This is a genomic window from Sphaerochaeta sp. S2, assembly GCF_016406725.1.
Classification (GTDB): Bacteria; Spirochaetota; Spirochaetia; order Sphaerochaetales; family Sphaerochaetaceae; genus Sphaerochaeta.
Map to the genome: position 1 here is coordinate 1 of NZ_JAEKNT010000272.1, position 1,846 is coordinate 1,846.

Genomic DNA, 1,846 nt, shown 5'->3' on the forward strand with positions numbered 1-1,846 from the left:
GTCTGGAATTGCCGGATACGGTGATCACCCAGGCAAAGGTGATGCTTTTACTGATAAACCAGAAAGAGGATGGGGGATACAGCCTAGATGCTTATATCACGATGGACACCCCCAAACTTGCCACTACACTGTCCCAGATGGTAAGAACTGGATACTTGGCTCGGCTGAAGAGGGAGAAGATTCCCTTCAAGATAGCCGACTTGATGAAGATGTTCCTGATTGAAGATGATCTAGTTACGATCAAACATATGGATTTGGGTGAAGAGCAGATGAACAATCTCAAGCAGAGCTTGAGTGGTCTGCTGTAAACCCATAAGAGGAGATACCACATTATGCCTTCGTATGAATATGAGTGCCAGCTTTGCAAGGCACGGGTTGAATTGGTCCAGTCCCTGGATAAGCATGAGCCTCCTGCTGTCTGCCCTTCTTGTAATATGGAACATACCATGAGGCGGGTGAACAAGCCCTCTTCATTCCATGGCGAACAAGATGGGCAACCTGCTGAAGTAGAGCAGGTAGATGAGAAGGAGTAGTCTTTTGGAAACGAAACAGAAACGAATTCTAACCGGTGACAGAACAACAGGTAAACTGCACCTCGGTCATTATGTAGGCTCTCTCAAGAGTCGGGTTGAGTTGCAGCATACCTATGAGACATTCATTCTCCTTGCTGATGTGCAGGCTCTTACCACCCATTTTGAAGATCCTGAGTTGATCAACAGCAGTATCTATGATGTGGCAATCGACAACCTCTCTGTTGGATTGGATCCTGGGAAAGCCACCTTGGTTCAACAGTCGCAGATCACTTCCATTGCTGAGCTGACGGTTTTCTATTCAATGATTGTAACGGTAAACCAACTCCGTCATAATCCCACGATTAAGACAGAGGCAAAGAACTATGGGTATGCTGACCTTACCTATGGTTTTCTAGGATATCCTGTCAGCCAAACTGCTGACATTACCTTCTGCAACGCAGATTTGGTACCGGTAGGGGAAGACCAGGTCCCGCATATCGAACTTGCCCGCAAGATTGTCAGGAAGTTCAACGATATGTATGGGACCAGTATTGTTGTACCCCAGGCAAAGCTCAGTACAGTTGGCAGACTCGCTGGACTGGACGGGAATGCAAAGATGGGCAAGAGTATGGGCAACGCAATCTACCTATCTGATACCCCGGAGGCAGTATGGGAGCGTGTACGCAATGCTGTTACCGATCCTGCGCGTGTTACGATCAAGATTCCCGGTACTCCCGAGATTTGTAATGTGTACAAGTACCACTGTGTGTTCAATGAGGCGGAAAAGGATAACATTGCTGAAATGTGCAGAACTGCTCAGATTGGTTGTGTCGCCTGTAAGAAACGACTCAATGCAGTACTCAATGAGATGTTGGATCCAATCCGTGAAAAGCGTGCCTACTATGAAGCCCATCGTGATGAGGTAAGAGACCTAATTGTTGAAGGGACCCGTAAGGCAAATGCTATCGGTAATGAGAACATCCATGCCATCAAGGAGAAGATGCACGTTCTTATCTGAGGATATTGATTATCTGAAATAGGAAGGCCACCGAGAGAATCGGTGGCCTTGTTTGGGTTAATCGAACCAGGTAAACCCGTTCTCTTTCGCCATATTTAATGCGAAGCGGGGCAGGGTCCTGATCGGATAAACCTCCACTGGAAGGTTCTCCTGAAGCATCGGCTCCACAATCCGCCATGACTCGGTGATCTCCTGCATGGTAGGGAATACACTCTTGTCTCCCTGTAGGATCTTCTCCACGATTTGTTCATATGCCTCTGGGGTATTGGCCCCGAAGGTCTCGCTCTGGTTGAAACGGAACCGAACAGGTTTTGAC

2 protein-coding genes and 2 pseudogenes are annotated in these 1,846 nt (G+C 47.7%); 3 read left to right on the forward strand and 1 reads right to left on the reverse strand.

Going from position 1 to position 1,846, the window contains the following annotated elements:
- The 3 genes and pseudogenes from JF818_RS07690 to trpS form a co-directional block, all read left to right on the forward strand.
- Positions 1–308: pseudogene (locus JF818_RS07690) on the forward strand (lipoprotein); the annotation flags it as partial.
- A 24-nt stretch (positions 309–332) separates the two neighbouring features.
- On the forward strand, positions 333–533 hold the full coding sequence (locus tag JF818_RS07695) for an FmdB family zinc ribbon protein (RefSeq protein WP_198891441.1): 201 nt from the start codon (positions 333–335) through the stop codon (positions 531–533).
- A gap of 4 nt (positions 534–537) precedes the next feature.
- Positions 538–1,530 (forward strand): tryptophan--tRNA ligase, encoded by a 993-nt coding sequence (gene trpS / locus JF818_RS07700; RefSeq protein WP_198891442.1) that lies wholly within the window; start codon positions 538–540, stop codon positions 1,528–1,530.
- Between the two features lie 57 nt (positions 1,531–1,587).
- On the opposite strand, the pseudogene JF818_RS07705 reads toward trpS, so the two are convergent.
- Positions 1,588–1,846 (reverse strand): annotated as a pseudogene (locus JF818_RS07705) (glucose-6-phosphate dehydrogenase); the annotation flags it as partial.

Coding starts and splice junctions, on each gene's coding strand:
- JF818_RS07695 (WP_198891441.1), top strand. CDS start 333: ATGCCTTCGTATGAATATGAGTGCCAGCTTTGCAAGGCACGGGTTGAA.